This window comes from Stenotrophomonas sp. 24(2023) (assembly GCF_030913365.1).
Taxonomy (GTDB): Bacteria; Pseudomonadota; Gammaproteobacteria; order Xanthomonadales; family Xanthomonadaceae; genus Stenotrophomonas.
In genome coordinates, this window is the sequence record NZ_CP133160.1 from 2,008,635 (window position 1) to 2,032,367 (window position 23,733).

General features: G+C 68.5%; 18 protein-coding genes. 11 read left to right on the forward strand and 7 right to left on the reverse strand.

Annotated features, from left to right (window positions below; genetic code table 11):
- Nucleotides 1–7: 7 nt before the first annotated feature.
- Genes Q9R17_RS08820 through Q9R17_RS08840 form a run of 5 tightly spaced genes read right to left on the reverse strand, consistent with a single transcriptional unit; the run spans nucleotide 8 to nucleotide 6,367 of the window.
- Nucleotides 8–991 carry a MoxR family ATPase gene (locus Q9R17_RS08820; RefSeq protein WP_257471376.1) on the reverse strand — a complete coding sequence of 328 codons (984 nt, stop codon included), beginning with the start codon at nucleotides 989–991 and terminating at the stop codon, nucleotides 8–10.
- A gap of 16 nt (nucleotides 992–1,007) precedes the next feature.
- Nucleotides 1,008–1,715, reverse strand: coding sequence for a DUF4159 domain-containing protein (locus Q9R17_RS08825; RefSeq protein ID WP_308158038.1), 708 nt, complete (start codon nucleotides 1,713–1,715; stop codon nucleotides 1,008–1,010).
- Entirely contained in the window at nucleotides 1,715–3,049 is a 1,335-nt protein-coding gene (locus Q9R17_RS08830; protein ID WP_308158039.1) for a TldD/PmbA family protein, read from the reverse strand. The genes Q9R17_RS08825 and Q9R17_RS08830 overlap by 1 nt, the downstream gene beginning before the upstream one ends.
- A gap of 21 nt (nucleotides 3,050–3,070) precedes the next feature.
- Nucleotides 3,071–4,705: a TldD/PmbA family protein gene (locus tag Q9R17_RS08835; protein ID WP_308158040.1), complete on the reverse strand. Its 1,635-nt coding sequence runs from the start codon at nucleotides 4,703–4,705 to the stop codon at nucleotides 3,071–3,073.
- A gap of 30 nt (nucleotides 4,706–4,735) precedes the next feature.
- Nucleotides 4,736–6,367, reverse strand: coding sequence for a TldD/PmbA family protein (locus Q9R17_RS08840; RefSeq protein ID WP_308158041.1), 1,632 nt, complete (start codon nucleotides 6,365–6,367; stop codon nucleotides 4,736–4,738).
- 664 nt (nucleotides 6,368–7,031) lie between these two features.
- On the opposite strand from Q9R17_RS08840, the gene Q9R17_RS08845 reads away from it, so the two are divergent.
- Complete coding sequence (locus tag Q9R17_RS08845; protein WP_308158042.1) at nucleotides 7,032–7,646, forward strand: DUF938 domain-containing protein; 615 nt, start codon at nucleotides 7,032–7,034, stop codon at nucleotides 7,644–7,646.
- Between the two features lie 70 nt (nucleotides 7,647–7,716).
- On the opposite strand, the gene Q9R17_RS08850 is transcribed toward Q9R17_RS08845, so the two are convergent.
- Complete coding sequence (locus Q9R17_RS08850) at nucleotides 7,717–11,403, reverse strand: indolepyruvate ferredoxin oxidoreductase family protein (protein WP_308158043.1); 3,687 nt, start codon at nucleotides 11,401–11,403, stop codon at nucleotides 7,717–7,719.
- A 166-nt stretch (nucleotides 11,404–11,569) separates the two neighbouring features.
- Here Q9R17_RS08850 and Q9R17_RS08855 point away from each other — a divergent pair, with 166 nt between their 5' ends.
- Both Q9R17_RS08855 and Q9R17_RS08860 read left to right on the forward strand, forming a co-directional pair.
- Nucleotides 11,570–12,211 carry a tetratricopeptide repeat protein gene (locus Q9R17_RS08855; protein WP_308158044.1) on the forward strand — a complete coding sequence of 214 codons (642 nt, stop codon included), beginning with the start codon at nucleotides 11,570–11,572 and terminating at the stop codon, nucleotides 12,209–12,211.
- An 86-nt stretch (nucleotides 12,212–12,297) separates the two neighbouring features.
- Nucleotides 12,298–13,203, forward strand: coding sequence for an AEC family transporter (locus tag Q9R17_RS08860; RefSeq protein ID WP_308158045.1), 906 nt, complete (start codon nucleotides 12,298–12,300; stop codon nucleotides 13,201–13,203).
- Between the two features lie 544 nt (nucleotides 13,204–13,747).
- Here the strand turns inward: Q9R17_RS08860 and Q9R17_RS08865 are convergent.
- Nucleotides 13,748–15,232 (reverse strand): AAA family ATPase, encoded by a 1,485-nt coding sequence (locus Q9R17_RS08865; RefSeq protein ID WP_308158046.1) that lies wholly within the window; start codon nucleotides 15,230–15,232, stop codon nucleotides 13,748–13,750.
- A 123-nt stretch (nucleotides 15,233–15,355) separates the two neighbouring features.
- On the opposite strand from Q9R17_RS08865, the gene Q9R17_RS08870 reads away from it, so the two are divergent.
- The 8 genes from Q9R17_RS08870 (at nucleotide 15,356) to Q9R17_RS08905 (ending at nucleotide 23,733) form a co-directional block, all read left to right on the forward strand.
- Nucleotides 15,356–15,985, forward strand: coding sequence for a ParA family protein (locus Q9R17_RS08870; RefSeq protein WP_308158047.1), 630 nt, complete (start codon nucleotides 15,356–15,358; stop codon nucleotides 15,983–15,985).
- A 31-nt stretch (nucleotides 15,986–16,016) separates the two neighbouring features.
- Complete coding sequence (locus Q9R17_RS08875) at nucleotides 16,017–16,493, forward strand: histidine phosphatase family protein (RefSeq protein WP_308158048.1); 477 nt, start codon at nucleotides 16,017–16,019, stop codon at nucleotides 16,491–16,493.
- 106 nt (nucleotides 16,494–16,599) lie between these two features.
- Nucleotides 16,600–17,133, forward strand: coding sequence for a YceI family protein (locus Q9R17_RS08880; RefSeq protein WP_308158313.1), 534 nt, complete (start codon nucleotides 16,600–16,602; stop codon nucleotides 17,131–17,133).
- Nucleotides 17,130–19,199, forward strand: coding sequence for a phospholipase D family protein (locus Q9R17_RS08885; protein ID WP_308158049.1), 2,070 nt, complete (start codon nucleotides 17,130–17,132; stop codon nucleotides 19,197–19,199). The genes Q9R17_RS08880 and Q9R17_RS08885 overlap by 4 nt, the downstream gene beginning before the upstream one ends.
- A gap of 11 nt (nucleotides 19,200–19,210) precedes the next feature.
- Entirely contained in the window at nucleotides 19,211–19,645 is a 435-nt protein-coding gene (locus Q9R17_RS08890) for a hotdog fold thioesterase (protein WP_308158050.1), read from the forward strand.
- A gap of 109 nt (nucleotides 19,646–19,754) precedes the next feature.
- Entirely contained in the window at nucleotides 19,755–20,546 is a 792-nt protein-coding gene (locus Q9R17_RS08895) for a lysophospholipid acyltransferase family protein (protein ID WP_308158051.1), read from the forward strand.
- 55 nt (nucleotides 20,547–20,601) lie between these two features.
- Nucleotides 20,602–21,588, forward strand: coding sequence for an alpha/beta fold hydrolase (locus tag Q9R17_RS08900; RefSeq protein WP_308158314.1), 987 nt, complete (start codon nucleotides 20,602–20,604; stop codon nucleotides 21,586–21,588).
- 69 nt (nucleotides 21,589–21,657) lie between these two features.
- Nucleotides 21,658–23,733 (forward strand): tetratricopeptide repeat protein, encoded by a 2,076-nt coding sequence (locus Q9R17_RS08905; protein ID WP_308158052.1) that lies wholly within the window; start codon nucleotides 21,658–21,660, stop codon nucleotides 23,731–23,733.

The window sequence follows — 23,733 nt, forward strand, 5'->3', positions numbered from 1 at the left end:
GCGTGGATCAACCCGGGAACGGCACGGCCTGCAGCAGCGCGGCGACCACGTCGTCGGCACGCTTCTGCTCGGCCTCGGCGGCGAACGAGAGCAGCAGGCGATGGCGCATCACCGGAGCGGCCAGCGCCTGCACGTCCTCGCGGGTGGCGGCGAAACGGCCCTGCAGCAGGGCGCGTGCTTTCGCTGCGAGCACGAGTGACTGGCCGGCACGCGGGCCGGCGCCCCACTTCACCCACTGGTTGATCGCAGCCGGCGCACCGTCGCCCGGCCGGCTGGCGCGCACCAGACGGGTGATCCAGGCCAGCACATCGGGGCTGACATGGACCTGGCGCACCGCCGCCTGCAGCGCGATCACCGCTTCGGCATCCATCACCTTCGGCACCGCGTCGGTGGCGCCGCCGGTGGTCTGTTCCAGGATCTGCCGCTCCTCGTCCTCGCTGGGATAGTCCACCAGCACATGCAGCAGGAAGCGGTCCAGCTGTGCTTCCGGCAACGGGTAGGTGCCGGCCTGCTCGATCGGGTTCTGCGTGGCCAGCACGAAGAACGGCGCGGGCAGCGCGTAGGTGGTACCTGCGTAGCTGACCGTGCGTTCCTGCATTGCTTCCAGCAGTGCGGCCTGGGTCTTGGGCGGGGTGCGGTTGAGTTCGTCGGCCAGCAGCAGGTTGGTGAAGATCGGGCCCTGCTGGAAGCGGAAATGGCGATGGCCGGTGCCGTGGTCTTCCTCCAGCAGCTCGGTGCCGAGGATGTCGCTGGGCATCAGGTCGGGGGTGAACTGCACGCGCCGGAACTGCAGCTCCAATGCCTGCCCGAGCGAGCGCACCAGCAGGGTCTTGCCCAGCCCGGGCGCACCTTCCAGCAGGCAGTGGCCGCCGGCCAGCAGGCCGATCAGCAGCTGCTCGACCACGGTGTTCTGGCCCACCACAGCACGTGCGAGCGCAGCGCGCAGATCGTGCAGGCGCGGCAGCAGGGAATCGAGGTCGGGGGAGGTCATGGGCGTGCAGGTCCTATCAATTGTTCAACGCGTACATCACGATGTTGACGCCGAAGCGGGTGTTGTCTTCGGCCAGGAAACGCTTGTTGCGCCAGTCGTAGTCCCACTCGCAGCCGTAGTCCTTGTTGCTGTAGAGCAGGCCCAGGCGGCCATCGACCTCGATGCCCTTGAGGTAATCGTGCACCAGGTCATCTCCCCAGCCGTTGAGTTCGAAGCTGGTGGCCGGCGGGCCATCGGGGAAGCGGAAGAAGCTGCGGTACAGCGGGTGGCTGTTGGGCAGCTTCTGCAGTGCCTTCGGGCCGAACAGGCGCCCCATCTGCGCTTCGAACGAGGTGGCGAACAGGCCGTCGATGTCATGGTTGCAGTCATCGACGAAGACGAAGCCACCGTTGCGCACGTAGCGCACGAAGTTCTGCCGCTCGGCAGCGTTGAATTCCACCAGCGTGTGCCCGGCCAGGTAGCAGAACGGGGCTTCCAGCATGCGTGGGTCGGCCAGGGCCACCACGTGCTCCTGCGGGTCCACCCGCAGCGCGGTGTAATCGATCAGCGAGGTGATCAGGTTCGACGGCATGCGGGCGTCCACGTCCCAGTCGCCCGAGTCGTACTGCAGCCGCGTGAACCAGAAGTCGTAGCGCGAACTGCGCGGGCCTGCCTGGGCCCAGGCTGGCAGTGCCGCCGCCGAAGCAGCGGCCGCCAGCCAGCGCAGGCAGGCCCGGCGGTCCATCAGACCGCGTCGGACAGCGAGGTGAAGGTGAAATCGCGCAGCTTCATCGGCGGAATCATCATCACGAAGGAGGATTCATCGCCGGCCACGCGTACCGGCTTGCCCAGTTCTTCGATGTTGTTGAGCATGATGACCGGCGATTCGTTGAAGCGGAAGTTCTTCACCGGGTGCTTGATCTGCCCGTTCTCGATGTAGAACGTGCCGTCACGGGTCAGCCCGGTCAGCAGCACGGTCTGCGGATCGACCATGCGGATGTACCAGGTGCGCGTGACCAGGATGCCCTTCTGGGTGCCGCGCACCAGATCGGCAGTGCTCTTGTCGCCACCACTCATCAGCAGGTTGCCCGGCGTGGCCTTGGCGGTCTTGCCCTGCTTCTGCGCCCAGAAGCGCGAGTAGTCCAGGTTGGCGACCTTGCCGTTCTCGATGATGGCCATGCGCTCGCGCGGCAGGCCTTCGCCATCCCACGGCAGCACCGGTGCCTCGGCATGCCACGGGTCGGCGTACATGCTCACGCGCGGGTCGTACACCTGCTCGCCCAGCTTGTTGCCCCCCCCCTTCTTCGACAGGAAGCTGCGGCCTTCGTCGGCCGAGCGCGCGCTGAAGAAATTCATCATGAAGCTGATCAGGCCCGCCGCCGCTGCCGGTTCCAGGATCACGGTGTACTTGCCGGGCTCCAGCGCTTTGGCTTCGGCCGATTCGGTGGCCTTGCGCATCGCGATGCGCACGTCCTGGTCGGCCTTGAAATCGGCGGCGTCCTTCAGGTTGCGGCCGACCCAGCCCGAGCCGCGGCCATCTTCGGTACGCACCGTGCAGGTGTAGTCGAAGCTGGTGGTGCGCTGGTAGCCGAAGTTGCCGTTGCTGTTGGCCGTGGCATAGAAGCCCTGGCCATCTTCGAGGAAGCCGGCGGCGATCAGGCCATGGCCGCGGCACGGTGCGATCGAGTCGGCGGCGACCTTGGCGCGGAAGGCCGGGTCGATCGCGGCGGTGGATTCGCTGAAGGTCGGGCTGGGGCGATAGCTCTGCTTGCCGATGGCCGGCATGAACTCCGGGTTCTCCGGTGCCAGGCGCGCCAGGTCCTCGGCACGGCGGACCACGCGTTCCAGCGCGGCATCGTCGAATTCGTTGATCGAGGCGGTGCCCACGCGCTTGCCGAAGGCCACGGTGACGGCCAGTTCGGTGTTATCGACAATCCCGCTGGTGGACACGTTGTTCAGCGCGAAACGGATGTTGCCGGCGATCGAGCCAGCCAGCGTGGCACTGCACTCATCGGCCTTGGACAAGGCGATGACCTTGTCGAGGATGGCCTTGGCCTGGGCTTCGGTGAAGATACTCATGGTGTAAGGGCTCCTGACCGGTCAGCCGAGGCTGCGTGCGGTGTTGATGACGTTGATGCCGTTGAAGCGCGCGGTGGACGAGCCGTGCGAGACCGCTGAGACCTGGCCCGGCTGGCCCTTGCCGTCGAAGAACGAACCGCCCAGGCGGTAGTCGCGCTCGTCGGCCACGGCGGTACAGGCGTTCCAGAACTCGGGCGTGCGGATCTGGTAGGCCACATCTTCGAGCATGCGGGTGATCTGGCCGTTCTTGATCTCGTAGAACAGCTGGCCACCGAACTGCGCGTTGTAGCGCTGCTGGTCGATCGAGAACGAGCCATCGCCGATGATGTAGATGCCGTTCTCCACGTCCTTGATCAGGTCCGGCACGCTCAGCGCCTTCCTGCCCGGGGCCATCGACACGTTGGCCATGCGCTGGAACTGCACGCTGGACCACGAGTCGGCATAGCAGCAGCCATCGGATTCGGTCTTGCCCAGGATGTGGGCCTGGTCGCGGATGGTCTGGTAGTCCACCAGCTTGCCGTTGCTGATCAGGTCCCAGCGCTTGCACTTCACGCCTTCGTCGTCGTACGCCACCGCGCCGAGGCTGCCCGGCTGGGTCTTGTCGGCGAAGATGTTGACCAGCTCGCTGCCGTACTGGAAATGCTGCTCGCGCTTGTCCAGGGTGGCGAAGCTGGTGCCGGCATAGTTGGCTTCATAGCCCAGCACACGATCCAGTTCCAGCGGGTGGCCGATCGATTCGTGGATGGTCAGCCAGGTGTGCGACGGGTCGAGCACCAGGTCGTACTTGCCCGGCTTCACCGACGGTGCCTTCAGCTTCTCCTGCGCCTGCTTGGCCGCGGCGATGGCGTCTTCCTTCATGTCGTAGGAAGAGCTGTAGTTGACCACGCCGTTGGGGCTGACCACCTTGCCGGTGGCAGCGCCGTCCAGGTATTCGTAGCCCAGGCCCATCGGCGAGGACAGGCCCGAACGGGTGCGGAACTTGCCGCTGGCCTTGTCGATGGCGGTGACCTGCATCGGTGCCCAGATGCGGTGCACATCCTGGTCGATGTAGGAGCCATCGGTGGAGGCGAAATACTTCTGCTCGTTGACCAGGAACAGCATCGAGTTGACGAAGCTGGCACCGGCCCCCAGCGCGGCGGCGTTCACATCCAGCAGCAGGTCCACCTTTTCCTTGATCGGCACGTCCATGGCGTTCTTGCGGATCGGCGTGCGCCAGCTGATCTCGCCAACGCCCGGTGCCTTGGCCAGCTGCACCGGCGCGGTCTGCACCCCGGCATTGGCCTTGGCGATGGCAGCGGCCTGCTGCGCGGCCCTGGCCACGTCGGCGGTGCCCAGGGCGTTGGTGGCGGCGAAGCCCCAGGCACCGTTGACGATCACGCGGATGCCCACGCCGGTGGACTCGGTGTTCACCACGTTCTGCACCTTGTCTTCGCGGGTGATGACGAACTGCCGCAGGTAGCGGCCGATGCGCACATCGCAATAGGTGGCACCGGCGCTGCGCGCAGCCTGCAGCGCCGCATCGGCCAGGCGCTTCTTCAGTGCCGGGTCGAGCGTGGACTGCAGCTGCTCGGCGGCGATCACCTTGCCGAAGAAGGACGGCACGATCAGGCCGCCGGCAGTGAGCCCGGTCAGGGCGAGGAAGTCACGTCGTTGCAAGGCGGTTCTCCTTGTCGAAGCAGGATGGGCTCATGCGCCGAGACTGCGCGCGGTGTTGATGATGTTGATGCCGTTGAAGCGGGTGGTGGACGAACCATGGGAGACCGCCGACACCTGCGCCGGCTGGCCCTTGCCATCGAAGAACGAGCCGCCCAGGCGGAAATCACGTTCGTCGCAGATGGCGGTGCAGGCATTCCAGAATTCCGGCGTGCGGATCTGGTACGCCGCATCCTCGACCATGCCGGTGATCTTTCCGCCCTTGATCTGGTAGTACAGCTGGCCGCCGAACTGCGCGTTGTAGCGCTGCTGGTCGATGGAGTAGGAACCGCGGCCATGGATGTAGATGCCGTTCTCCACGTCCTTGATCATGTCCTCGACGCTGAGCGGCTGCTTGCCCGGTGCCAGCGAGACATTGGCCATGCGCTGGAACTGCACGCTGGACCAGGAATCGGCATAGCTGCAGCCATGGGAGGCGGTGCGACCGAGGATATGGGCTTCGTCACGGGTGGCCTGGTAATCCACCAGGACGCCGTCGCGCACCAGGTCCCAGCGTTGGGTCTTGACCCCTTCATCGTCGTAGCCGGCCGCGCCGAGGCTGCCGGGCTGGGTCTTGTCGGCGAAGAAGGTGACGATGTCACTGCCCCAGCGGAAGCCGGCGTCACGCTTGTCCAGCGTGGCGAAGCTGGTGCCGGCGTAGTTGGCTTCGTAGCCGAGCACGCGGTCCAGTTCCAGCGGGTGGCCGACGTTCTCGTGGATGGTCAGGAACAGGTTGGACGGGTCCAGCACCAGGTCGTACTTGCCCGGCTTCACCGAGGGGGCCTTCAGCTTCTCGCGCGCATGGCGCGCCGCGGCGATGGCGTCCTCCACCGGGTCGTAGGAATCGCGGTAGGCGGTGATGCCGCCGGGCAGCTGCACCTTGCCACGCGCATCGCCGTCCAGGAATTCGTAGCCCATGCCCATCGGCGAGGACAGCCCGGCGCGGGTGCGGAACCTGCCGCTGGCCTTGTCGATGGCCGTGGCCGTGAACGGCAGCCAGATACGGTGGATGTCCTGGTCGATGAACGAGCCGTCGCTGGAGGCGAAGTACTTCTGTTCGTTGACCAGGAACAGGGTGGAATTGATGTAGTCGGCACCCGCCTCGAGCGCGGCGGCGTTGAGCGCCAGCAGCAGTTCGACCTTGTCCTGGATCGGCACGGCCATGGCGTTTCTGCGCAGCGGTGTCTGCCAGCGCACCTCGCCCACGGCCGGCGTCGGCGCCAACTGCACGGGCCGCTGCTGGATGCCGGCATTGGCGCTGGCGATCGCTGCGGCCTGCTGCACCGCCTGACGGACAGCGGCCTCGGTCTGCTGGTGGGTGGCGGCAAAACCCCAGGCGCCCTTGACGATCACCCGGATGCCCACGCCGGAGGATTCGCGGTTGACCACGTTCTGCACCTGGTGTTCGCGGGTGATCACGGACTGGTTCAGGTAGCGCCCAATGCGTACATCGCAGTAGCTGGCGCCGAGGCGGCGGGCGGCATCCAGTGCGGCATCCGCCAGCCGGCGCCGGCGCACGGTGTCCACGGGTTCGAGCAGCTGTTCGGCCGCCAGCAGGCGGCTGTTGGGCAGCATCATCCCGGCCAGGCCCAGCCCGGAAAGTGCCAGGAACTCTCGTCGTTGCACAGCGTCTCTCCCACCCCGTGCGGCTGGCAAGGGGCCAATCCGATCACGTCAACCGCCTGACTTTCGCCAGCACGGGGCAGGTGGCACAAGTGACTGCAGTCATGGTTGGGGAGGGTTTCGGCAGGGCTTGCAGCCCTGCACCTGCTTCAAGCCAGGGCAACGTCAACGTCAAAAGCGGGCTATCCGTGGGTTGGTGGGGCGGTGTCGGATTGCGGGGGCGCCGTAAATCCGTCCATGGAGGCTTGGCAGCCGCATCCATGCGGCTGACACCCCGCAATCCGACACCGCCCCACCTCTGACAGATTCCTGCGGCTGTCGGTAGGTGTCGACCTTGGTCGACACATCTGTCAGATATCGAATGAATTCATCCGTGTCGACCAAGGTCGACACCCACCAGAGCAGAATGCCGTTCCGACAGATCGCAGCCAACTGTCGAAGGCGGGGTGGGTCCGGTTGCGGGGGTGTCCGCGGCATGGATGCCGCGGCCAAGCCCCCAAGGATGGGTTTACGGCGTCCCCCGCCACCGGACCCACCCCGTCATCCCGCAGGAAGCCCGCTTCTGCTTTTGCTGTTGCTCTGGCTCAGAGCAGGTGCAGGGCGCAGCCCTGCCGAGCAAAACCCCCCTCGTGCACAATGGGGCCGACCCCGCCCGGACACCGTCCTGATGTCGAGCAAGCCGTATTCAGAAGCCTGCGAACGCAACCGCGAACCGATCGCCGCCGCGCTGGACCCGTGGATGGGCGATCGCCACCGGGTGCTGGAAATCGGCAGCGGCACCGGCCAGCATGCCGCGTTCTTCGCCGAGCGCTGGCCCTGGCTGCGCTGGCAACCCACCGACCATCCCGACCACCTGCCCGGCATCGCGGCCTGGCGCGCGGAAGCGGCGCTGCTGAACCTGCTGCCGCCGGTGGCACTGCAGGTGGAACTGCCGCCGGCGCCGGGCCTGGACCTGCCGCCGGGCAGCACGTTCGACGCGGCATTCAGCGCCAACACCCTGCACATCATGAGCTGGGAACACGTGCAGGCGCTGTTCGCCGCCTTGCCGGGCACGCTGCGCCATGGCGCGCTGCTGGCGGTATACGGCCCCTTCAACCGGGACGGCCGCTACACCAGCGACAGCAACGCGCAGTTCGATGCCTGGCTGAAGGCGCGTGATCCACGCAGCGGCATCCGCGACGTGGAGGCCGTGCAGGCACTGGCGGCCGACCATGGGTTCACCCGTCTGCGGGAGGTGGCGATGCCGGCCAACAACCGCCTGCTGTTGTGGCGGCTGGGGTAGCGGGCAGGCCACCGCCGCGTTCCGGGGTCCGGCAGGGGCGGCCGGCGCGCCGGCGCCCCGCAGAACCGCCTTACGCCACCTGCACGATGTGCAGTGCCTTCGGGTTGCGCCACTGCGCCAGCAGCGCGGCCTCGCGGGCCTTGGCCTGCTCGAAATGGGCTTCCTTGATGTGGCCGAAGCCACGGATGTGCTCGGGAATGCTGGCGATTTCCACCGCCAGCGCCAGGCGGTCATCGCCCAGCCCGTCCAGCAGCACCTGCACGGTCCCCTCGTAGTCGGCAATCAGCTGGCGCTCCATGCGGCGCTCTTCGGTGCGGCCGAACACATCGAAGCGGCCACCCCGCAGGAACTTCAGCTTCGCCAGCACGCCGAAGGCCTTGAACATCCACGGGCCGTATTCCTTCTTCAGCAGGCGGCCCTGTTCGTCCTTCCTGGCGAACAGCGGGGGCGCCAGGTGGAAGCGCAGCTGGTAGTCACCCTCGAACTGCTGCTGCACGCGGCGCTGGAACTCGCCGCTGGTGTACAGGCGCGCCACTTCGTACTCGTCCTTGTAGGCCATCAGCTTGAACAGGTAGCGGGCAACGGTTTCGGTCAACGCAGTGGACCCGCCGATGCGGTCGGCCTCGGCGGCGCGCACGCGTTCGACCAGGCGGCGGTAGCGGTTGGCGTAGGCGGCGTCCTGGTAGTCCACCAGGAAGGTGGCGCGGCGCTCGATCATTTCATCCAGCGAGCGCGACAGGCGCGCGTCGTCCAGCGGCAGGAACGCCACCTCGCCACCATGCGAAGGCAGGCCGCGCAGTTCGCGTTCGTCACCGGTGTTGCGCGGGGCGGCGGTGGCGCCCCATTCGTTGCCTTCCCACTCGCCCGGCGGCAGCGGATGCAGCGGGCCCGGGGTGGATTCGGTATCGGTGTGGCGGTTGCGTACCAGGCCGGCCGCTTCCTGCACGGCCTGCGGATCGACCACCGCCAGGCGGCCCCAGGCGAAGGCCTGCTGGTTCATGGCCACCGCCGCGCCATTGAGTTCGATCGCGCGCATCAGAGCCTCGAACGACAGCGGCACCAGGCCCTGCTGCCAGGCATAGCCCAGGATGAACAGGTTGGCGGCGATGGCATCGCCCAGCAGTGCGGTGGCCAGCTGGGTGGCATCGAGCAGCAGCGGCTCCTGTCCGCCCAGTGCCACGCGCACGCCGGCGATGATGTCCGCCGCCGGGAACTGCATGTCCGGCCGCGTGGTGAAGGTGCCCGGCATCGCTTCATAGGTGTTCAGCACCACCTGCGAACGGCCCGCGCGCACCTTCGACAGCGCCCAGTAATCGTTCACCACCACCATGTCGCAGCCCAGCACCAGGTCGGCCTCGCCGGCGGCGATGCGCACGGCGTGGATGTCATCCGGGCGGCGCGCGATGCGGATGTGGGTGGTCACCGCGCCGCCCTTCTGTGCCAGGCCGGTCTGGTCGAGCACGGTCGCGCCCTTGCCTTCCAGGTGGCCGGCCATGCCCAGCAGCGCGCCGATGGTGACCACGCCGGTACCGCCGACGCCGGTGATCAGGATGTTCCAGGGCTGTTCCAGCGTGCCGCGGATGGCCGGTGCCGGCAGGTTGTCCAGCAGGGTGGACGCGTCGCGCTTGCTGCCCTTGCGCGGCTTGCCGCCGTGCACGGTGACAAAGCTCGGGCAGAACCCGTTCACGCACGAATAGTCCTTGTTGCAGTTGGACTGGTCGATCTCGCGCTTGCGCCCGAACTCGGTTTCCTTCGGCAGCACCGACACGCAGAAGCTCTTCTTGCCGCAGTCACCGCAGCCTTCGCAGACCAGTGAATTGACCATGACACGCTTGGCCGGGTCTTCCAGCTTGCCGCGCTTGCGCCGGCGGCGCTTCTCGGTGGCACAGGTCTGTTCGTAGATCAGGATCGATACGCCCTTGACCTCGCGCAGGCGCTTCTGCACGGCATCCAGTTCGCTGCGGTCGAAGAACTCCACGTCGCTGGGGAAGTGTTCGCGCTGGCCGGTCCATTTGCCGATGTTGTCCGACAGCACCACGATGGTGTGGATGCCCTCGGCGCGCATCTGCCGGGCGATGTCCGGCACGCTCAACGGGCCGTCCACCGGCTGGCCGCCGGTCATGGCCACCGCATCGTTGTAGAGGATCTTGTAGGTGATGTTGACCCCGGCGGCCACCGACTGGCGGATCGCCAGCGAGCCGCTGTGGAAGTACGTGCCGTCGCCCAGGTTCTGGAACACGTGCGGGGTGTCGGTGAACGGTGCCTGCCCGGCCCAGGTCACGCCTTCGCCGCCCATGTGGGTGAAGGTGTCGGTGCTGCGGTCCATCCAGGTCACCATGTAATGGCACCCGATGCCGCCCAGCGCGCGTGACCCGTCCGGCACATTGGTGGAGGTGTTGTGCGGGCAGCCGGAGCAGTAGTGCGGCACGCGCGGGAAGCTGGCGCGCGGCAGGGCAAGCTCGGCTTCCTTTTCCTGCATCCACTGCAGGCGCTGCGCGATGGAATCGTTGTTGAAGAACTTCTGGATGCGGCGGCCGATCACGCCGGCGATGGTGGCCGGGGTCAGTTCACCGGTGGAGGGCAGGATCCACTCGCCGCTCTCGTCGTACTTGCCGACGATGGACGGGCGCTGGCCCCAGCTGGACGGCCAGTTGAAGAACTGTTCCTTCATCTGGCGCTCGATGAAGGCACGCTTCTCCTCCACCACGATGATGTCTTCCAGCCCCTGCGCGAAGCGGGCGATGCCCTGCGGTTCCAGCGGCCAGGTCATGCCGACCTTGTACACGCGGATGCCGATGGCCGCGCAGGCGGCTTCGTCCAGGCCCAGGTATTCCAGGGCCTGCAGCACGTCCAGGTAGCTCTTGCCGGTGGTGACGATGCCCAGCCGCGCCTGCGGCGAGTCCATCACCACCGTGTCGATGCCGTTGGCGCGCGCGAACGCCTGCGCGGCCTTCACCGCATAGCGGTGCAGGCGCATTTCCTGGTCCAGCGGCGGGTCCGGCCAGCGGATGTTGAGGCCGCCGGCCGGCATCTGGAAATCCTCCGGCAGCACGATGCGGCGTGCGAACGGGTCCACGTCCACCGAGGCCGAGGACTCCACCGTTTCGGCGATCGTCTTGAAGCCGATCCAGCGCCCGGTATAACGGCTCATCGCCCAGCCGAGCAGGCCCATGTCCAGGATGTCCTGCACCCCGGCCGGGTTCAGCACCGGCATCATCGCGCTGACGAATTCATCCTCGCTGCCATGCGGCAGCGTCGAGCTGCGGCAGGCATGGTCATCGGCGGCCAGTGCCAGCACGCCGCCATGGCGCGAGGTGCCCGCCGCGTTGGCATGCTTGAACACATCGCCGCAGCGGTCCACGCCGGGGCCCTTGCCGTACCACATGCCGAACACGCCCTGCACGTTCGCGCCCGGGAACAGGTTGGTCTGCTGCGTGCCCCAGACCATGGTCGCGCCCAGGTCCTCGTTCAGGCCCGGGGTGAACTTCACCCGCGCCGCCTCCAGGTGCTTGCGGGCGCGCCACAGTTCCAGGTCGAAGCCACCCAGCGGGCTGCCCCGGTAACCGCTGATGAAACCACCGCTGTCGATGCCGTCGGCGGCGTCACGCAGGCGCTGCATCAGCGGCAGCCGCACCAGCGCCTGCACGCCGCTCAGGTAGATCCGGCCCTGCTCGCGGGTATACCGGTGGTCGAGCGCGTAGTCGCGGTCGATCAGGTCGGCGGAGGACGGCGAGGTAAGTTGCGCGGTACTGGTCATGGCTGGCCCGGTAAGGATCGGCTGGCGCCCGGCACGCTGTCGCGCGTCGGGGGAGGCGCGGAATTGTAACAGTGGCCCCGGAGCGCACCGGGGGCTCGCGCCGATGGTGGTACTGGGGTTAGGATCGGCCGGAGGGAGGCTGTTGTTACAGCGTGGGGGACATTCGATGACGTTCGCAGGACAACTCCTGGCTGGCGTGCTGCTGGCTGCGGGGGCGGCCACCGCGTGGGCCGCGCCGGCACTGCCGGCACCACAGGAGTTCTATTTCGAGAAGGACACGGCTGCCACGCCGGTTTCGGTGGTGCCGGCCGAGGGCGATGCCGATGCGCTGGTGGCGCAGTTGATCCGGCAGCGCGAGCGCGGGCGCAAGACCGTGGAGGCGACGGTACAACTGGCAGACGTGGCCATCGGCCAGGGACGCACCGAGCTGGGCGAGAAGCTGTACCGCGAAGCGCTGGCCGAGGCGCCGGCTGCGTCGGCCAACGGCCGCGCGGTGCGCTGGAACTATGGCTGGTCCCTGCTGCGGCGGGGCGATGCCGATGCCGCGCTGGCGCAATGGCAGGCGGCCGCCGGCGGGCTGCGTGGCAATCCGTCCTGGGTACCGCCGACCTACGCCCTGGCATTGTGGCGGCTGGGCGAAAAGGCCGAGGCGGTGAAGTGGTATGCCGCCGCGGTGCGTACCGAGCCCAGCCTGTGGAGCGATGCCAGCCAGCACGCCCGCCTGCTGCCGGCCTGGCGCGAGGATGAACGCACGACGCTGGCCCAGGTGCAGGCAGAGTGGGCAGCCAGTCCGCCGGCCTGGCCCTGAGTCGTCCGGGCGCGCTCGCGGCGCGCCCGGGCGTGGCGTGCGCTGCTGATCGATTCCCCGGCTGATGGCCCGCATCCGAGCCGGCCATGGCCTTTGATGCCTTCGCCCTGATCCTGGCCATGCTGGGCCTGGGCATGCTGTTCGCGCGCCTGCGCGTGCTGCCCGATGCTGCGGCCGAGACCCTCAACAAAGTGGTGCTGTACGTCTGCCTGCCGGCTTCGGTACTGACCTACGTGCCGCGGCTGCAGCTCGATGCCAGCCTGCTGGGGCTGATGGCCACGCCGTGGCTGCTGATGCTGGCCACCTGGGGGCTGGTTGCGCTGGCGACCCGCCTTTTCGGTTTTGCCCGTGACGTGCAGGCGGTCCTGCTGATCTGCGTGGCGCTGGCCAATTCCAGCTTCATCGGCTACCCGATGGTGCGTGCATTGCTGGGTGATGCGGCGCTGCCCTACGCGGTGGTATATGACCAGTTCGGTACGTTCCTGCTGCTGTCCACGTTCGGCCTGCTGGTGCTGGCCCGTTACAGCGGCGACCGGCCGCCGGGTGCGCGCCAAGTGCTGCTGCGCATCGTGCGCTTCCCGCCGTTGTGGGCGCTGCTGTTCGCGGTGTTGCTGATGCCGGCGCAGCCACCGGCCTGGATCGGTACCGCATTGAAGCAGCTGGCCGATGCGATGCTGCCGCTGGTGATGCTGGCGGTGGGCCTGTCGATCCAGCTGCGCCTGCGCCAGGAAGAGCTGCGCCCGCTGGCGGTGGGGTTGCTGTTGAAGCTGGTGGTGCTGCCGGCACTGGCGTTGCCGCTGTCGTGGGCGCTGGGGCTGCAGGGCCTGATGTTGAAGGCCAACGTGCTGGAATCGGCGATGCCGACGATGATCACCGCCGCCGCGCTGGCGATCTCGCACCGGTTGGCGCCGCGGTTGGCGGCGGCGCTGGTGGGGTATGGGATCGTGCTGTCGCTGGTGACGCTGCCGGCCTGGATGTGGGTGTTGGGGTGAGGTTTTCTGGCAGGGCGTGCAGCCCTGCACCTGCCGAAGCAACTTCAACTTCAAAAGCGGGCTATCCGTGGGATGGCGGGGTGGGTCCGGTGGCAGGGGACGCCGTGAACCCGTCCATGGGGGCTTGGTCGCCGCATCCATGCGGCTCACACCCCTGCCACCGGACCCACCCCGCCTTCGACAGTTTCCTGCGGCTGTGGGTGGGTGCCGACCGTTGGTCGGCACGGGCGCTGATCCCGCGTCTGCTCTGGTAGGTGTCGACCTTGGTCGGCACGGTAGATCCACGCCATGCGTGGATGAGAGCGAAGCGACCGGCTTCTGCTCTTGCTCTTCTTTTTCTTTTCCGTGGCTGACCGCACACGGAAACCGTCAGGGGTCGGGCGGGTAGGTTGCGCGGGGGGCGAGCGCCATGGATGGCGCTCACAAGCCTCCAGGGACGGATTCACGGCGTCCCCCGCGCGGCCTATCCGCCCGGCCACGCGCATGACCCGCCGTTGGCGACCAACCAACAGCCACGAGGGGCTCCGCCGTTGGCTGGAAACCCTCAGTCGTCCGCAGACACCGTCCGCCCCGACGCCCACTCGCGCAATGCCGCCACCTGCTCGGCCATCAGCACCGACAACGGCCGCGTCGCGCGGATCTCGGTCATCAGCAACTCGGTGTCCAGCGGCCGGCTTTCGGCATGGGCGGCATACAGCCCCGCCACGATGGCCTGCTCGATCTCCGCGCCGGAAAACCCGTTCGCCGCCGCGGCCAACGCCGGCAGCGCGAAATCGTCCGGGTTCAGCTGGCGCCGGCCCAGGTGCAGGCGCAGCAGTTCCACGCGTACGTCCGGGCTGGGCAGGTCCACGAAGAAGATCTCGTCGAAGCGGCCCTTGCGCAGCAGCTCGGCCGGCAGCTCGTGCACTTGGTTGGCGGTGGCCACGATGAATACCGGTGCCTTGCGTTCGGCCATCCAGGTCAGCAGGTAGCCCAGCACGCGGCGGGAGACGCCGCCGTCCTCGCCGCCACTGGCCAGGCCCTTCTCGATCTCGTCCATCCACAGCACGCACGGGGCCAGCTGCTCGGCCGAGGCCAGCGCCTGGCGCAGGTTGGCTTCGGTTTCGCCGTGGTACTTGTTGTACAGCGCGCCAACGTCCAGGCGCAGCAGCGGCACGCCGAAGCCGGCGGCGGTCGCCTTGGCCAGCATCGACTTGCCACAGCCCTGCACGCCCAGCAGCAGCATGCCGCGCGGCGGGTCCAGCCCGGCCGGGGCCGAGCCGGCGATGAAGGCCACCCGCCGCTGGTTGATCCAGCGCTTGAGCCGGTTGGCCCCGGCCACGTCGCCGAAGCGTGCGCTGTCATGCTCGTAGAACAGGTGGCCGCTGCGGTTGAGCAGCTCGAACTTCAGCCGGGCCAGCTGCGGCAGGTCGTCGTCGCGCAGTGCGCCATCGGCATAGATCAGCTGGCGGGCGATGCGCCGGGCATCGGCCAGGCTCAGGCCCTGCAGGTTCTTCAGGATCTTCTTCACCGCCTCGCTGTCCACCTCGACACGCCGGCCGCCGTGTTCGCGGGCATAGCCATCGGCTTCCTCGCGCAGCATCTTCAGCAGGGCGTTGGCATCGGGCAGGCGTGGGTTGAAGCGCACGGCCAGTGCTTCCAGTTCGGCCGGCAGTTCCACCTTGGCACCGATCAGCACCAGCACGTGCGGCTGGCTGTGGCGGCGCTGCACCAGGTCGCGCAGGGCACGCTGGTGGCTGGCATAGCCCAGGTAGGGATGGAAATCGAGCAGCAGGTAGACCCCGCGCTGTTCAGCCTGGCGGATCATCTGCAGGGCAGCGCTGGCGTCGGGCGGGCCGATGGGCGCGTCCTCGCGTTCCAGGTCGATGCGGCGCAGGCCTTCGGTGATGGACCAGCGGTACAGCGCCCGCCAGACATGCATGAGCGTCTGCCGGAACAGCTCGACGATGCGGCCCTCGTCCTGGGTCTCCACCACGATCAGGGGCGTATTGGCGCGGATCAGCGCGCTCAGGTCCTGCAGTTCGCTCATGCCGGTTCGATCCTTCGGGGGCGTCACGATAGCAAAGGCGGAGGGGAATGATTCAGGCCGTCTCTACCTCCCGTCACCACCGCCGGTGTACGCTCGGGGCACGTACCTGGAAGCGAGGCTGGCATGAAGACGATCCTGGTGGCCGGTTCCAAGGGCGGCGTGGGCAAGACCACCGTCGCCACCCACCTGGCCGCGTACGCGGCACTGCAGGGCAAGGCCACGGTCATCGCCGATGCCGACCCGCAAGGTTCCAGTACCCGCTGGGCCCAGCGCCGGGCCGGGCTGGAGAGCGCGGTACTGCCGATCGACGTGTACCGCAGGAAGCAGTGGGCGCAGAAGCTGCCCGAGGGCACCGACACGGTCATCATCGATGCCCCGGCCGGGGCCCAGGCCGATGACATCCCCCATTTCCTGGAGGCGGCCGACGCCGTGGTGGTGCCCGTGCTGCCGTCAGCGCTGGACATCGAGGCCATCGTCGGCTTCCTCAACAGCCTGGCCCAGGTGCCCCGCGTACACAGCCGCAAGCTGCCGGTCGGGCTGGTCCTGAACCGCACCAAGCCCTGGACCCAGACCTCCCAGCAGGCCGTGCAGATGCTGGCCGACTGGCCCTACCCGGTCGTGGCGCAGCTGCGTGACAGCCAGAGCTACGTGGTCATGACCGGCCTGGGCCGCAGCCTGTTCGATTACCGCTCGGCCCAGGTACGTGAGCACCAGGCCGACTGGGAACCCCTGCTGGCCTGGCTCAAGCTGTAAGCCTCCATCCCTTCTTCCATGGAATCCCGCGATGCGTGAACTGATCCTGCTGCGCCATGCCCACGCCGAACCGGCCACCCCGGGCCAGGCCGATCTCGACCGGCCGTTGTCGCCGGTCGGTCTGGCCGAAGCCGAAGCCGCCGGCAAGTGGCTGAAGGAGAACAACCTGCTGCCCGACTGCGTGCTGTGTTCGCCGGCGCGGCGCACCCGCGAGACCCTGGAATCGGTGATGGCCACCATCGGCTATGTCGAGAAGCGCCTGGAAGACCGCATCTTCGAAGCCACCCCGGGCACCCTGGCCGCGCTGGTGGACGAACGCCGCGACCTGGAACGGGTGATGATCGTCGGCCACAACCCCGGCCTGGAACGGCTGGTGGCCTTGATGACCGAGGGCTCCAGCAGCGATTACCGCGGCATGCCCCCGGCCGGCATCGCCGTGCTCGGCTTCCCCCGGGAGGCGGCGATCGAACCCGGCGTGGCCAGCCTGAACGCGTTCTGGTGGCCGTGAGCCGGTGAACGCCGTGGTGGTGCGACACCGTGCCTGCCTGGCCCTGCTGCTGGCCGCCGGGCCCGCCAGCGCCGGGCTGCCGTCGGTGCCGCCGCCCCCGGCCACCCTGCCCCCGGTGCACAGCGTGGCCGGGCCGCGGGTGCTGCTGCTCGATACGCAGCGCTCGCAGATCGGCTTCGAGGTCCGCACGCGCTTCGGCCAGCGCATCGAGGGGGTATTCCCGCAGTTCGAGGGGCGCATCCAGCTGATGGCCGATGGCCGCCACCAGGTCCACCTGAAGATGTATACCCGTACGGTCGAGATTCCCGGCAAGCCCCGCTACACCGGCTGGATGCGCGGGGAGGAATTCTTCGACGCCGGGCTGTACCCGGTGGTGGAATTCGATTCGCTGCCGTACTGGCCCGAACTGGTCGAGCAGGGGGGGGACATCCACGGCCGGCTCAGCCTGCGCGGGGTCAGCCACCCGGAGACCCTGCGCGTGGAGAAGGCGGAATGCGCCAAGCCCGGCTATGATTGCGATGTCGTCAGCCGCGGTACCGTGCAACGAGGCCGGTATGGCATGGACAGCTGGCAGCTTGCCTTGAGTGACCGAGTGACTTTCGTACTGCGAGCGCGTCTGAGCGAGGCGCCGATACCGTGAACCTGCTGCTGCGTGTGCTGGTGCTGGCAACCGTGTTGCTGGGCAGTGGCTGTGCGTCGCTGTCCGAGCAGCAGCGCGACCGCGCCCAGGCGATCGCGGTGCAGGCCCGTTCGACCGAGGTGGACTGCCGGCGCGCCGACCGCTGCGCGCAGGAGTCGCCGCTGCGTGCCCTGGCCGGCCGCGCGTTCAGCGAATCGCGCCCGCAGGCCCCGCGCCATTACGCGACCATCCTCGACGAGGGCGAGGGCGCGCTGGTGGCCCGCCTGAACCTGCTGCGCAGTGCCACGCGCAGCATCGACCTGCAGACCTATATCTTCGACAAGGACGACAGCGCCCGGCTGGTCATCGACGAACTGCTGGCCGCCGCCCGCCGCGGGGTCAGGGTGCGGGTGCTGATCGACCAGCTTTCGGCCATTTCCGACCTGGAAATCCTCGGTGCCCTGTCCGGCGCCCACCAGAACTTCGAGCTGCGGGTCTACAACCCTACCTTCGGCAAGGCCCGGCTGAACTACTTCGACTATGCCGGCAGCGTGCTGTGCTGCTTCCGCCGCTTCAACCAGCGCATGCACAACAAGCTGCTGGTGATCGACGATGCGATCGGCGTGGTCGGGGGCCGCAACTACCAGGATGACTATTACGACTGGGACAGCGAGTACAACTTCCGCGACCGCGACGTCCTGGTGGCCGGCCCGGAGGCACGCGCGATGGCGGCCAATTTCGATGCCTTCTGGCATGCCAAGCGCAGCGTGCCGGCCGAACGCCTGAACGATGTCGGCCGTACCCTGCTCAAGCAGGGCGTGCCCGCGCTGCCGCCGGCCCAGTTCCGCCGCCCCGAACGGGTGCAGCGGGTCAGCGAGGAGGCCAGCGACGCGGCCTTCATCGAGCGCAGCTTCGTCGACACCGCCCTGCCGGTGGCCTCGGTGCGTTACGTGGCCGACCTGCCCCGCAAGCACCGCCGCGAGCGCGCCGATGCGCCGCTGGCCGGCCAGCACGTCACCGAGCCGCAGCTGGATGCGCTGATCGCCGGTGCGAAGAAGGAAGTGATCCTGCAGACGCCCTATCTGGTCCTGTCCAAGCCGGCACAGAAGCTGTTCCGCGAACTGCGCAAGCGCCCGGAGCCGCCGCGGGTGGTGGTGTCCAGCAACAGCCTGGCAGCCACCGACAACCCGATCGTGTATGCGCTGTCCTACAAGTACAAGCGGCGCAACATGCGCGAACTGGGCTTCAATATCTTTGAATACAAGCCGTTCCCGCTGGATGCGCCGGTGGACTACCGCAACCTGCTGCCATCGCCGATCCAGGGGCCGCTGCCGGACGGGCAGGCCGAAGGAGGCCGGCGCAACACCCTGGTCGGCGGCAGCGCGGCCGGCAGCAACGCACGCAGCGGCAGTGCCCGTTCGGCCACCGTGGCTGGCCGGGACGATGCCCCCGACCGGCCTGCGGGCAACAGCAGCAGCGCGCCCCATGACAGCGCCCGGGCACGCCGCCGTGCCGCCGGCAGCGAAGTGGAGCGCCACCTGCTGCGTACCGAAACGCGGCCTTCGTTCCTGGGCAGCAAGGCGGTGAACAAGCCGTTGCCGGTCACCCGCAAGGGCGCCCGCATGGGCCTGCATGCCAAGTCGCTGGTGGTCGACCGCCGCATCGGCGTCATCGGCACCCACAACTTCGACCCGCGCAGCGAGAACTACAACACCGAAGGGGCCGTCATCATCGACGACCCCGCTTTCGCCGAGCGCCTGGCCGACAGCATCCTGCGGGATACCGACCCGCAGAATTCCTGGACCGTGGCCCCGCGCGCCAAGCCACCGGTGCTGTCCGGGCTGAACTACAGCATGGGCAAGGCGTCCGAAGCGCTGCCGATCCTGGATTTCTGGCCCTGGCGCTACGCCACCGACTACGAATTCCAGCCCGGCCCGGACTGCCCGCAGCCGCTGCCGCGGCAGAGCCCGGATTTCCATGCCTGCTATACCGCCGTGGGTGACTTCCCCGAAGTCAACGTCGGCCCGAAGTGGCTGCTGGTGCGCATGCTCACGGCCTTCGGCGCAGGCCTCGTTCCCATTCTCTGAAGGTCCACGCCATGCCCCAGGTGTTCCGCGATGCGGTTTCCATCGATGCCCTCAACGTGCTCAGCCGCGGGACGCTGATCGACCACCTGGGCATTGCCTTCACCGCAGTCGGCGAGGACTGGCTGCAGGCCACCATGCCGGTGGACGCGCGGACCCACCAGCCTTACGGCATCCTGCACGGCGGCGCGTCGGTGGTGCTGGCCGAAACCCTGGGCAGCAGTGCCGGCAACCTGTGCGTGGACACCCGCACGCAGGTCTGCGTGGGGCTGGAAATCAATGCCAACCACGTGCGCGCGGTGCGCTCGGGCACCGTCACCGGTACCGCACGCGCGCTGCATGTGGGCCGCAGCACCCAGCTGTGGGACATCCGCATCGAGGACGAGCAGGGCCGGCTGGTGTGCAGTTCGCGGCTGACCCTGGCCGTGGTACCGGCCGGCCACGGGTGATGCCGCAGGCGCCGGCGGAACCCAGTGTTCCCCGCCCATGGCCGGTGTCTATTGGACTTATGGCCAAATCCGGCTGGCAGCCACTGCGGCGCTCGGGTATCGTGCGCGGATGACTTCCCCCACTCCGGCCCCACGTGGCGGCGTGGCGCGTGTGTGCCGCTACCTGTACCGCGTACCGCTGCTGTTGGTCCACATCATCGTGTTCCTGCCCCTGACCCTGATCGGCATGATGGCGCCGTGGGGTGCCCTGCGCGTGGGGCGCGAGCGCCTGGACGCGCGGGTGGTGAACCTGTGGCAGGGCGGGCTGATGTGGATCTTCGGCTTCCGCCTGGTGCGCATGGGCCAGCCCCTGCCCGGTGCGGTGCTGTTCGTGGCCAACCATGTCAGCTGGGTCGATATCTGCATCCTGCACAGCCAGCGCATGATGGGCTTCGTTGCCAAGCGTGAAATCGCCGGCTGGCCGCTGGTGGGCTGGCTGGCCGCACGCGGGCAGACCATCTTCCACCAGCGCGGCAACACCGAATCGCTGGGCGGGGTGATGCAGGAAATGGCCGTACGCCTGCGCGATGGCAAGGGCGTGGGCGTGTTCCCGGAAGGGCGTACCCGTGGCGGCCACGACGTTGGCCCGTTCCACGCACGTATCTTCCAGGCGGCGGTGGCAACCGGCGTGCCGGTGCAGCCGGTGGCGCTTCGTTATGGCCAGCGCGGCGACGCCCAGACGATCGTGGCCTTCGGGCCGGGTGAAAGTTTCTTCGCCAACTTCCTGCGCCTGCTCGGTGAGCCGGCGCGTCGCGCCGAAGTGCATTTCCTGGCACCCATCGGCAGCCACGACCTGGAAGGCCGCCGGCGCATCGCGGAAACCTCGCGCGCGTGCATCGTGGCGGCCATGACCGGGGACTGAGGCGATGGTGGCCGTGCGCACGCCACCGGCTCCGCTTCCGGGCGACGGCATGCTGCTGCACGCCGATGATTACCGGCCGCCGCGCTGGCTGCGCAACCCGCACCTGCAGTCCATGCTCAGTTCCAGCCGCCTGCGTCTGCGCCGTGGCCAGCTGCTGCTGGCCGCCAGTGGCGCCAGCACGCGCGAGCTCATCCTCGACGGCGGTGACGGCGTGCGCCTGCAGGGCTTCCACAGCCACGTGCCCGGCCGCACGGCCAAGGGCATGGCGTTGCTGCTGCACGGCTGGGAGGGCAGCGCCGAATCCAGCTACATGCGCATGACCGCCGCGCGCATGCTCGACCAAGGGTTCGACGTGGTGCGCCTGAACTTCCGCGACCACGGCAATTCGCACCACCTCAACCCGGGCATCTTCCACTCCAACCGTATCGATGAAGTGGTGCAGGCTGCGGCCGATGTCGCCCGGCGCTGGCCGGACCTGCCGCTGGTGGCCGCCGGCTATTCGCTGGGCGGCAACTTCGTGCTGCGCCTGGCCCTGCGCGCGCCGGCCGCCGGCGTGCCGCTGCTGCGCGTGGCCTCGGTCTGCCCGGTGCTGGACCCGGCGTTGACCATGGAAAGCATCGAGAACGGCCCGGCGATGTACGACTGGTACTTCCGCCGCAAGTGGGCCGGCTCGCTGCGCCGCAAGCGCGACCTGTTCCCCGAGCTGAGTGACTGCGACGACAGCGTACTGCGGCTGGACATCCGCGCGCTGACGGCGTGGCTGGTGGAACGGCACACCGATTTCGGCTCGCTGCAGGACTACTTCGATGGCTACTCCATCGCCGGCGACCGCTTGGCCAGCCTGCAGGTGCCGGCCGACATCCTGATGGCGCAGGATGACCCGGTCATTCCCTATGTCAGCTTCGGCAACTGGCAGCTGCCGGTGCAGGCCCGGCTGGAAACCGCCTGCTGGGGCGGCCACTGCGGGTTCCTGGAAAACTGGCGCGGTGATGGCTTCTCCGAACGCTGGGTGGCCCAGCGGCTGCAGTGCGCGATCGCCTGAACAGGCCCCCACGGACGGCGCCCGCACCGGCACCGCTACAATGGTGGTTTGCCCTACAGCCGGACCGCCATGCAAGACCAGATCCTCCAAGCCCTGCGCCAGAACCAGGCCGACCAGGCCGTGCAGCTGGCCCAGGCATGGACCGAGAACGCCCCCCAGCACGCCCAGGCCCATCGCTGGCTGGCGCTGGCCCTGCAGCAGCAGGGCCAGGTGCAGGCTGCCCTGGCTGCCCTGCAGCAGGCGCTGCTGCTTGCCCCTGATGATGCCGAACTGCACCTGCAGCAGGCCGGGCTGCTGCTGGCACAGCGCCAGTTCGACGATGCCAGCCAGGCCCTGCAGCGCACCACCGGGCTGAACCCCAACGCGCTGGATGCGTACGTGATGCAGGCGCACCTGGCGCTGGCCCGGGCCGATGCCGATGAAGCCCATCGGCTGTCGCAGCTGGCGGCCAAGGTCGAACCGGACCATCCCGAACTGCATGCCCTCGATGGCATGGTGGCGCTGCAGCGTGGCGATGCCGACCGCGCGCTGGCGCTGCTGTCCGCGGCCGCGCGGGCGATGCCGGACGATCCGCGCGTACTGTACGCGCTGGGGTCGGCCTACCTGCGCAAGGACATGCTGGCCTTTGCCGAACAGGCCTTCCGCCGCGTGCTGGAACTGAAGCCGTCCCTCACCTCGCTGCATGGGCTGGTGGTGCAGCTGGCGCTGCGCCAGGACAACACCGGTGCGGCGCTGGAAGCGCTGCAGCAGGCCATGCGCCTGCCGGAGATGGATACCCCGGTGATGCACCGGCTGGGCGGCGAACTGGCCCTGCGCGATGGGCAGCCGCTGCAGGCACGCGACCAGCTGCTGCCGCTGCTGCAGTCGTTGCCCGGTGACCGCCAGGTGCTGCAGCTGCTGCTGATGTGCTGGCAGCGCCTGGGCCGGGAGGACGAGGCGCGTGCCGAACTGGATGCGGTACTGGCCAGCGATGACCAGCTGCACGATGTCTGGCTGGCCCGCCTGGCGGTGGAAACCGTTGGCAGCGAAGCGGCCACGGCGGTGGTCGAACGCTGGCTGGCGGCCATGCCCGACCATCTGCCGGCGCTGGAAGCCCGCATGCGCCTGCATGACATGGCCGGGCAGGCCGACCAGGCCGAGGCCCTGGCACAGCGCATCGTGGCCGTGCAGCCGGACCGCATCAGCGGCCAGGTGCGCCTGGTCGACGCGCTGCTGCAGCGCGACCCGGCTGCCGCCGTCACCCACGTGCAGGCCTTGATCGATGCGGCGCCGGACGCCGCGCGGGCGGACCTGCGCACCTGGCTGGGCGAAGTGCTCGACCGTGCCGGGCAGACCGATGAGGCCGTGCGCACCTGGCTGGCCCTGCAGGCCGAGCAGGCGCCGCAGCGGCTGCCACTGCCGCCGCAGGCCAAGGCGCCGCCGAGCTGGCCGCCGATGGGCGATCCGGCCGAGGTGGCCGGTGGTGCGTCGGCACCGATCTTCCTGTGGGGCGCCCCGGGTTCGGGGGTGGAACGCGTGGCCGCCACCCTGGCCGGGGCCAGCCCGGTGTTCCGCAGCGACCGTTTCGGCGCTGCGCCGCCGGATGATGCTTTCCAGAACTACCACACCCTGCAGGACCTGGCGTCCGGCGTGCTGACCCCCGAGCGCCTGCTGCAGCGCTGGCGCGAGCAGCTGTCGGTGCGGGGCATCGAAGGTGACACCGTCATCGACTGGCTGCTGTGGTGGGACAACGCCCTGCTGTGGGCGCTGCGCCCGCAGCTGCCGCAGGGGCGCCTGCTGGTGGTGCTGCGCGATCCGCGCGACATGCTGCTGGACTGGATCGCCTACGGCGCGGCCGCGCCGCTGGCGGTGACCTCGCTGTCCGAAGCCACCGAATGGCTGGTGCGCGCCCTGACCCAGATCGCCAATCTGCAGGATGAAGACCTGTACCCGCTGGCGATGGTGCGCATCGATGACATCGGCAATGACACCCATGCGATGGCCGACCTGCTGTCGCGGCTGTTCGGCCGCGCGCTGCCGCCGGCCCAGCACCTGGGCCCGCCGCGCTTCCCGGCCGGCCACTGGCGCCACTACCGCCAGGCGCTGTCGTCGGCCATCGCCCAGTTGACCCCGGTCGCGGTGCGGCTGGGCTACCCGGAAACCTGA

Excerpts from the sequence above, each read along its gene's own strand:
- Q9R17_RS08820 (WP_257471376.1), bottom strand. The coding sequence starts at position 991 with ATGACCTCCCCCGACCTCGATTCCCTGCTGCCGCGCCTGCACGATCTG.
- Q9R17_RS08825 (WP_308158038.1), bottom strand. The coding sequence starts at position 1,715 with ATGGACCGCCGGGCCTGCCTGCGCTGGCTGGCGGCCGCTGCTTCGGCG.
- Q9R17_RS08830 (WP_308158039.1), bottom strand. The coding sequence starts at position 3,049 with ATGAGTATCTTCACCGAAGCCCAGGCCAAGGCCATCCTCGACAAGGTC.
- Q9R17_RS08845 (WP_308158042.1), top strand. The coding sequence starts at position 7,032 with ATGTCGAGCAAGCCGTATTCAGAAGCCTGCGAACGCAACCGCGAACCG.
- Q9R17_RS08850 (WP_308158043.1), bottom strand. The coding sequence starts at position 11,403 with ATGACCAGTACCGCGCAACTTACCTCGCCGTCCTCCGCCGACCTGATC.
- Q9R17_RS08855 (WP_308158044.1), top strand. The coding sequence starts at position 11,570 with ATGACGTTCGCAGGACAACTCCTGGCTGGCGTGCTGCTGGCTGCGGGG.
- Q9R17_RS08860 (WP_308158045.1), top strand. The coding sequence starts at position 12,298 with ATGGCCTTTGATGCCTTCGCCCTGATCCTGGCCATGCTGGGCCTGGGC.
- Q9R17_RS08865 (WP_308158046.1), bottom strand. The coding sequence starts at position 15,232 with ATGAGCGAACTGCAGGACCTGAGCGCGCTGATCCGCGCCAATACGCCC.
- Q9R17_RS08870 (WP_308158047.1), top strand. The coding sequence starts at position 15,356 with ATGAAGACGATCCTGGTGGCCGGTTCCAAGGGCGGCGTGGGCAAGACC.
- Q9R17_RS08875 (WP_308158048.1), top strand. The coding sequence starts at position 16,017 with ATGCGTGAACTGATCCTGCTGCGCCATGCCCACGCCGAACCGGCCACC.
- Q9R17_RS08890 (WP_308158050.1), top strand. The coding sequence starts at position 19,211 with ATGCCCCAGGTGTTCCGCGATGCGGTTTCCATCGATGCCCTCAACGTG.
- Q9R17_RS08895 (WP_308158051.1), top strand. The coding sequence starts at position 19,755 with ATGACTTCCCCCACTCCGGCCCCACGTGGCGGCGTGGCGCGTGTGTGC.
- Q9R17_RS08905 (WP_308158052.1), top strand. The coding sequence starts at position 21,658 with ATGCAAGACCAGATCCTCCAAGCCCTGCGCCAGAACCAGGCCGACCAG.